8 protein-coding genes are annotated in these 8,028 nt (G+C 46.0%); 5 read left to right on the top strand and 3 right to left on the bottom strand.

The features are described from left to right. Window positions 1-565 (bottom strand): CHASE domain-containing protein (locus tag B4K20_RS14165; protein ID WP_289283391.1); only part of this gene is annotated, 565 nt, incomplete at its 3' end. A 289-nt stretch (window positions 566-854) separates the two neighbouring features. Here B4K20_RS14165 and B4K20_RS14160 point away from each other — a divergent pair. From B4K20_RS14160 to B4K20_RS14145, 4 genes are all read left to right on the top strand, one after another. Then, window positions 855-1,625, top strand: coding sequence for a flagellar motor protein MotB (locus tag B4K20_RS14160; RefSeq protein WP_289283390.1), 771 nt, complete (start codon window positions 855-857; stop codon window positions 1,623-1,625). An 81-nt stretch (window positions 1,626-1,706) separates the two neighbouring features. Then, complete coding sequence (locus B4K20_RS14155; RefSeq protein ID WP_289283389.1) at window positions 1,707-3,347, top strand: acetolactate synthase large subunit; 1,641 nt, start codon at window positions 1,707-1,709, stop codon at window positions 3,345-3,347. 12 nt (window positions 3,348-3,359) lie between these two features. After that, entirely contained in the window at window positions 3,360-4,811 is a 1,452-nt protein-coding gene (locus B4K20_RS14150; protein WP_289283388.1) for an aldehyde dehydrogenase family protein, read from the top strand. A gap of 1 nt (window position 4,812) precedes the next feature. Continuing rightward, window positions 4,813-5,277: a hypothetical protein gene (locus B4K20_RS14145; RefSeq protein WP_289283387.1), complete on the top strand. Its 465-nt coding sequence runs from the start codon at window positions 4,813-4,815 to the stop codon at window positions 5,275-5,277. Here the strand turns inward: B4K20_RS14145 and B4K20_RS14140 are convergent. After that, window positions 5,264-6,148: an alpha/beta hydrolase gene (locus B4K20_RS14140; protein ID WP_289283386.1), complete on the bottom strand. Its 885-nt coding sequence runs from the start codon at window positions 6,146-6,148 to the stop codon at window positions 5,264-5,266. The genes B4K20_RS14145 and B4K20_RS14140 overlap by 14 nt on opposite strands. 115 nt (window positions 6,149-6,263) lie before the next feature. Here B4K20_RS14140 and B4K20_RS14135 point away from each other — a divergent pair, with 115 nt between their 5' ends. Beyond that, window positions 6,264-7,265: a WG repeat-containing protein gene (locus tag B4K20_RS14135; RefSeq protein WP_289283385.1), complete on the top strand. Its 1,002-nt coding sequence runs from the start codon at window positions 6,264-6,266 to the stop codon at window positions 7,263-7,265. Here the strand turns inward: B4K20_RS14135 and B4K20_RS14130 are convergent. Beyond that, a partial coding sequence (locus B4K20_RS14130; RefSeq protein ID WP_289283384.1) for a mechanosensitive ion channel family protein occupies window positions 7,247-8,028 on the bottom strand: 782 nt, incomplete at its 5' end. The genes B4K20_RS14135 and B4K20_RS14130 overlap by 19 nt on opposite strands.

Genomic DNA, 8,028 nt, shown 5'->3' with positions numbered 1-8,028 from the left:
TATCAATGACAGCAGAAATCAGTCCCCAGAAATATTCCTCACCTGTTTTATCATTCTGTAAAAAAACAGGCACACGGGTAATCAGGCCTGTACCACCTTGTTTTAATTCTAGTGGACCGGCCAACACCAGTTCACGTGTTCGCCTTGCTCGGTCAGCTGCTTCAAACTGCTCAGGTTCTTCACGGTAGTTCAGCCCTAACGCATCTTCATTACCCTTTATCGGATAGATGTATGAAATCACCATATCTGGTGCCGCTGCGATATTCCGAATCTCCAGATCGTCATTGACCAGATAACTCACTGCTGAAGCAAACTGTGCTTGCGACAGCTCCTGGTTCACAGCAAATAGGCTGGGAAGGCCTCGAACAAGTTGTATATGCCCCTGTAACTCGGAACTGATACGGTTGTTATATTCGGAGAGTAATTCCTGAGTATTGGCGTATAGCTGAGATTTGTAGTTTTCGGTGACACCTTGACTGATAAACGTCGCGACTGAGATGCAGATCACAGCCAGTACAGCCAATATGCTATAGAATGCCATTTTTGTGTAACTGCTAATATGCATAAACGACTATCATCTTAACCAACTGAAATATAACCTCTTTTATGAAGATAGCTCTCGCAAATTATGCACAAAAACAATACGCATTCGCTGTGCTACTGCATTGATACGACACAAGCTTTCCCTACAATGCTTGCAACAGATGCATTAATACCACATATTAACGTGTATACGATTGATTAGCATAGCAATATCTACACATCAAATGATAATTCAAAGATAGTGTTTTCCTGAATGAGTCGGTGACCCAAAGCGAACAGAATTGAACAACCAGAATCAGTATCGACCTAATATGAAAAAACAAAGCGGTGGCATACCTCGGTATCTAGCTACTTTCGCAGACTTGATGACGCTATTGCTTTGCTTCTTTGTATTACTGCTGAGCATGGCCGAAATAGATGCGCTGAAATATAAAGTTGTCGTACGCTCCATGGAAAATGCCTTTGGCGTCAAAAAAGAAACGCCAGATCAGATCATCAAAGCCACCAGCATCATTAAACAAACCTTTTCCCCTGCTCCTACTGATACACCCTCGCCCATCTCAAAGATTTTCCAGGAAAGTGTCAATGACGAGCACGCCATAAAAATTCATGATGCCAATTTGTACCAACGGGCAAAATTGAATAGTCTGATGGCTACACTGCAGAAAAAATTTGTTAAAGCGATCACAGCAGGGCAGCTGAGTCTTGAAACCATTGAAGACAGAGTCATTATTCGTATTAATGAAAATGCGTCTTTTCCTTCTGGACAGGCAACGCTAAAACAAGGCATATTGCCAGTTCTGGCTCACATTTCTGATGTACTCACGGAACTGAATACGACATTTGTAGTCGCAGGACATACAGACAATGTGCCACTCAGTAACCTGAATTATCGGTCAAACTGGGAGTTATCTGCCGCCAGAGCGACATCAGTCGTACACGCACTGCTGCGTAATAGCGCGTTGACTCCCGAACAGTTTAGAGTGGAAGCGTATGCAGATACCAGACCCATTCGCTCAAATCTGACATCGCAAGGGCGCGCTATGAATCGTCGGGTTGAAATTGGCATCATTACCCCATAGCCGTAGACTGAATTATCACTATATAATCGAATACAACAGAACACAGATCGGCCCCCTGAAACCAACGGATAAGGACGCATCATGAAAACATCAGACCTACTCGTCAAAGCACTCAAAAACGAAGGGGTCGAATATATCTTCGGCATCCCCGGCGAAGAAAATCTGGATTTTCTTGATTCTTTAAAACATTCCTCTATCAGGCTGATTATTACCCGTCATGAACAAGGGGCGGGCTTTATGGCCGCCAACTACGGACGATTAACAGGCAAACCTGGTGTCTGTTTATCCACTCTCGGGCCCGGAGCCACCAATCTGGTCACCCCGGCCGCCTACGCACAACTAGGTGGCATGCCTATGTTGATCATTACCGGTCAGAAACCCATTAAAGAGAGTAAACAAGCCCTGTTTCAGATTGTGGACGTCGTAAATATGATGCGTCCTATTACCAAGTTCACTAAACAAGTCGTGCATGGCAGCACCATCGCTGCAACTGTTCGAGAAGCTTTCCGGATTGCCGTTGAAGAAAGACCAGGCGCGGTTCACATTGAACTGCCAGAAGACATTGCCGCAGAAGAAGCCCATCAGCGCATCTATACGGTGGAAACTATCCGTCGCCCCGATGCGGATAACCGCACGATTCAGCATGCATTGAAAATGATAGAAGAGGCGTCAATGCCTCTGCTACTGATTGGTGCCGGCGCCAACCGGAAACGTGCCAGTGCCGCACTGACAAAATTTGTCGAACATACCGGTATTCCTTTTTTCAACACGCAACTGGGTAAAGGCGTGATTGATGAGCGACATGACAGCTATCTGGGTACCGCCGCTTTATCTGAATCTGACTTTCTACATTGTGCTATCGAGCGCGCTGACCTCATTATCAATGTGGGTCACGATGAAGTAGAAAAGCCGCCTTTCTTTATGAAAGATGGCGGGGCTCAAGTCATCCACATTAATTTCCATGCAGCAGAGATTGATCCGGTTTATTTCCCTCAGCTCGATGTGGTTGGTGATATTGCTACCTCGATTAACCGCCTTCGTGCCGGGCTTGAAGTGCAACCGCACTGGGACTTTTCTTACTATTACAGAGTCAAACAGGAAGTCAACGAGCGGCTGTCTAAATACAGTGACGATGAGCGCTTCCCTATTCTGCCGCAAAGTGCTGTTCGCATTATCCGAGAGGCGATGGGAGAGGAAGATATTCTCGCGCTGGATAACGGTGTATATAAAATCTGGTTTGCACGCAATTATCCAAGCTATTACTACAACTCTCTGTTACTCGACAATGCCCTCGCCACCATGGGCGCAGGCTTGCCCACCGCAATGATGGCAAAAATGCTGAATCCGGATCAAAAAGTCATGGCTGTCTGTGGTGATGGCGGCTTTATGATGAACTCACAAGAAATGGAAACAGCCGTAAGATTAGGCTTAGATTTAGTGGTGCTGATTTTCAATGATAATGCCTACGGCATGATCAAATGGAAACAAGAAGGCATGGGCTTTGACGATTATGGCCTCAATTTTAATAACCCGGATTTTGTGAAATATGCTGACAGTTATGGCGCTTTTGGCCACAGACCCACCAGTCATGCTGAGTTCATTAAAACGCTGGATTACGCCCTCAATGCTAAAGGGGTGCATCTGATTGATCTGGCTGTTGATTATTCATTGAACTATTCCATCCTCAGTGAGGGTCTGAAACAAAAAATCTGTATTTTATAAGGAGCTTATATAATGACCACGCCCCATTTTCCGTTGAAGATCGCTGGTTTATCCAAAACGGATGCTTCCAGGGCCGAAGTCTTCTCGCCCTTCAATGAACAATTACTCGGTACTGTCGAACAAGCAGATAAAGCGGATATTGAAACGGCATTAAGTACGGCTCATGATCTTTACAAAGATCGCTCACAATGGCTCCCCGTTGTTAAACGCATTGCTATTCTGGAAAAAGCCGTTGAGCTCATGAAGGCGGATGCTGAGAGCCTAGCCATCGGTGCCGCTGAAGAAGGTGGTAAACCACTTATCGACTCGCAGGTTGAAATGGCACGCTGTATTGATAGCATTCGAGCCTGCATCGATGGATTGCGTAATGATGCCCCTCATACTATTCCCATGGGTATCAACCCAGCTTCGCAACATCGTTTAACAACCATACGTAAAGAGCCAATTGGTGTGGTGGTTGCTATCAGTGCCTTTAACCACCCACTTAACCTTATAGCCCACCAGGTGGGTCCAGCGATTGCGACGGGTTGTCCAGTCATTGTAAAACCTGCTGAAAAAACACCTTTATCCTGTTTTCGCTTAGTGGAGATATTCCACAAAGCCGGTTTACCGGAAGGTTGGTGCCAGGCGTTACTTACACAAAGTCACGAAGATACCGAGTCTCTGGTCACAGATGACCGTGTGGCATTTCTGAGTTTTATCGGCAGCGCCAAAGTGGGTTGGTATTTACGCTCTAAACTCGCACCAGGCACACGTTGTGCGCTGGAACACGGTGGTGTCGCCCCGGTTATTGTGACCGAAGACGCTGATATTGACGCGGCTGTTCCCGGTCTCAGTAAAGGCAGTTTTTATCATGCAGGACAAGTATGTGTATCAGTACAACGAATCTATGCGCATCGTTCTATAGCCAGACAGCTGGCAGAAAAATTGGCAGCAGCGGCTAAACAGCTCAAGGTAGGTGACCCGGTATCTGCTGATACCGAAGTCGGCCCTATCATCAAAAAAAGTGAATTAACCCGGATAGATAACTGGGTCAAAGAAGCGATCGACGCCGGTGCCGAATGTCTGTGTGGTGCCAAGGCACTGGATGATAACTGCTATGCACCAACCGTGTTATTTAACCCACCCGCTGATGCAAAAGTGACCACGTCGGAGGTCTTCGGCCCGGTGGTAAATGTGTATCCATTTGGCGATGTTGATGATGCGTTGGCCGCGGCGAACAGCCTACCCTTTGCATTTCAGGCCTCGGTCTACAGTCGTGAATTAAACGCAGCCATATATGTGGCTGATAAACTCGACTCATCTGCTGTGATGATCAATGAACACACTGCGTTTCGTGTCGACTGGATGCCGTTTGCCGGCTTGAAACATTCAGGCTTGGGAACGGGGGGTATTCCTTACACCATGGAAGATATGCAAGTGGAAAAAATGGTTGTCATCACCTCTAAAGGTATTTCTGCCTAGCATGTTCACGCCATCACTTAAGGCACTATCGACGATAGTGCCTTATTTTCTTGTGTTTGTGAGTCTCTTAGCAGCAGAAAGTCATGCACAGACCGATGTGCGAGCCGTCACTAAACCTAACGTAAAAGAATTTGTTCCACTGACTACCAGCAAGTTATCGTCTCTGACGCTTAAGCCAGCGGGTTGTATCCAGAAAACTGAAACGGTGAGCTTGTTAGGTAAGCTGAGCGAAGCTCCTAGAGGGTGGGCACTGAAATCGGGAGACAAGTGGTTCACCCTGGACAATACAAAAGTCAGTGATAATCAGTATTTACTCGAGCTTCCCGAAGCCGGTCTCACAGCCGGACAGAGTTATCCCCTGTATGTCGTTAACGCGAATAATAAAAAAGACTCGGGATTAAAAATCACTATCTGCCCCGCCTTCACACTTTTACCATTAATCCCAGCCGACACTAAAACTGATTAATAAACGCGATTATCGTTTGTCTCAATTCATCGCTGCCTCTCAGAGGTTTAGCCAAATGTGACACCATGGCAACGTGATTTAAATCGTCAAACTCAACAAGTTCAACAGCACCGTTTTTCTGCTTAATTTTCGTTGCCAGATTGACACTGTTTTTAGGTAAGACCGTGCGGTCCTTATTGCCAACCATCAAGAGCATCGGAGGATTATTTCCTTCCACAAAATGAATAGGTTGGCTTTGCCAACGTTGTTTTTCCGGACCAAATATCTGCTTTAGACGGTCACTTTGCAATGGTAAGAAGTCATAAGGCCCTGCCAAGCCGATCATGGCTGTGACGTCTGTCGGCTGATGATGATATTTCGCTAAATAGGTGGCATCCAGACTGAGTAATGCAGCGATATGCGCACCGGCGGAATGCCCAGCGAGGATCACATGTCCCGCCTCTCCACCATATTCATTAATATGCTCCAATACCCAGGTCACAGCACGGGCACCATCATCCACAAACGCGGGAAAGACGACTTCTGGGTATAAGCGATAGTCAGGAATCACGACAATATAACCGGCAGAGGTGAGCGCCTCAGCAACAAACTTATAATCTGCTTTGCTGCCAGAATCCCAGCTACCGCCATAAAAGAAGACGACAGTCTTCAATGGATGATCTGATATCGTGTGGGCAGGTAAATAAATGTCTAATTTTTGCCTGTTCTCATCACCATAGGCTTTATCCGCTAGTTTCTGATAGCCATTGTCTGGTACAAGCGCATTCAATACAGTCACTGGCGAACAGGCCTGACATATTGAGACCAGGACCGCTGTCACTGTGCTTCGAAGCACATGTCGACACGTTTTACTCATGCAATTTTCACTCATTTAACAGCCTATCAGAAAGAAGATAAGCTTTTGATTTATATTGTTATTAGGTTCACGTGAAATTCACGTTAAGCGGCAGCGACTGAATCTAACAATCAAGTCAAAGGTGACGACGATGAAACAGTTTCTACTCACAGCGGCGATGCTACTTCTGCTTAGTTCTATCTCACCTGCCAGCGCCAATAAAGTGGCCATTCAATATGAGTTTGATGCTGTCAGTCCTTTTTATGGTGACACAGCGATCGTGGTCCAAAATAAACAAGGCATCCCACATGTGGGTCTGATTAATAAAGCGGGCGAATTTATTCTCCCTCCTCAAAAACAGACTGAGATTACCGCCTTTCATGAGGGACTTGCTCCCATCCGTATTGATCAACATTGGGGAATGATCAACACCCAGGGTCAGATGATTATCCCCGCATTGTATAAAAAGCTGAGCCCATTCAACGACGGCCTGGCGGCTGCTTTGGAAAATGATAAATGGGGCTATATCAACACAGAGGGTAATTGGTCTATCTCACCACGCTTTGATAAAGCAGAATCATTCAGCGAAGGTAAAGCGACTGTGAAGCAATATGGTTCTTGGGGATTTATCGATACACAGGGAAAGTGGGTTGTTCAGACACAGTTTCGTGAGTCACAACCCTATAGCGAGGGTTTCGCCGCTGTAAAAACTAAAGATGGTTGGGGCTATCTGAACGCGAAAGGACAAATGCATATCACACCTCAATTCGAGACGGTGTTTTCTTTCAGTGAGCAGCTCGCTTTGGTGAGTTCTAACAAAAAATGGTGGTTTATTTCTTCTGATGGGCATCCCATCAGTGATACAAAATACGACCGTGCCATGCCTTTCAGTGAAGCAAAAGCCGTGATTATGCTGGATGGCAAATATGGTTATATTGATAAGCAAGGCAAAACAATCATCCCACCACACTTTGACAATGCCTGGTCATATAAAAACGGCTTAGCCAGAGTGGAAAACGCGGGTAAAGTGGGATCTGTGGATAACACCGGACACGTCGTTATAGAGCCTCAATTCAAATGGGGGCAGTCTTTTCAGGAGGGCTTGGCGCCAGTCAAACATCAGGGAAAGTGGGGTTATGTATCCTTGGACTGATTGGCTGCCGCTTCCATTAGCTTCACATCAAAAGGTTTACTATCCTCGCCAAAATACAGTGTGCTGTGTGGGAATGGAATTTCGATATTTTTCTCGTCAAAGCTCAGCTTGATACGTCTTAAAAACTCCCGTCCCACCGTCCACTGTTGAATCGGTAACGTTTTAATTCTGCCTTTGATAACGACAGCTGAATTATCCAGTTTATCCACACCAAAAATTTCTGGTGGTTCAATTATCAGGTGTTTCATATCCTCATCAGCCATCATACTGTCAGCAACTTCTCGGATGACTTTGGTCACCTCGTCGGTGTTCTCTTTGTAAGCAACACCAATGTCAAAAACATACGCTGACCACTCTGTCGTCATATTACTCAACGTCGTGATGGTGCCATTGGGGAAAAAATGTACGATCCCCGCCAAGTCACGTAGCACCGTTGTCCGGAAGTTGATAGCTTCGACCAGCCCACCCGTGCCATTAATGACAGCTACATCCCCCACTCGGATCTGATTTTCCAAAATAATAAAAAAGCCTGAAATAACATCACGAACCAGATTCTGAGCACCAAACCCAATTGCTAACCCCACAATCCCCGCACTAGCAAGCAATGGCCCAACTTCTACACCAATCTCTCTCAGAATTATCAGGAAGAAAGTAATCCAGATCGCGAGCAAACCTGCTTGCTTTAGGAGCCTGACAATGGTTTCGATACGTTTTCTGGACTCGAGTGATGATTCACCTCGTGCTGTCGCTTTGCCGACCAGTC

The organism is Methylophaga sp. UBA5088 (assembly GCF_002414625.1).
Classification (GTDB): domain Bacteria; phylum Pseudomonadota; class Gammaproteobacteria; order Nitrosococcales; family Methylophagaceae; genus Methylophaga; species Methylophaga marina.
Note: the sequence above shows the minus strand (reverse complement) of the source record. Positions and strands in the feature narration are given on the sequence as shown.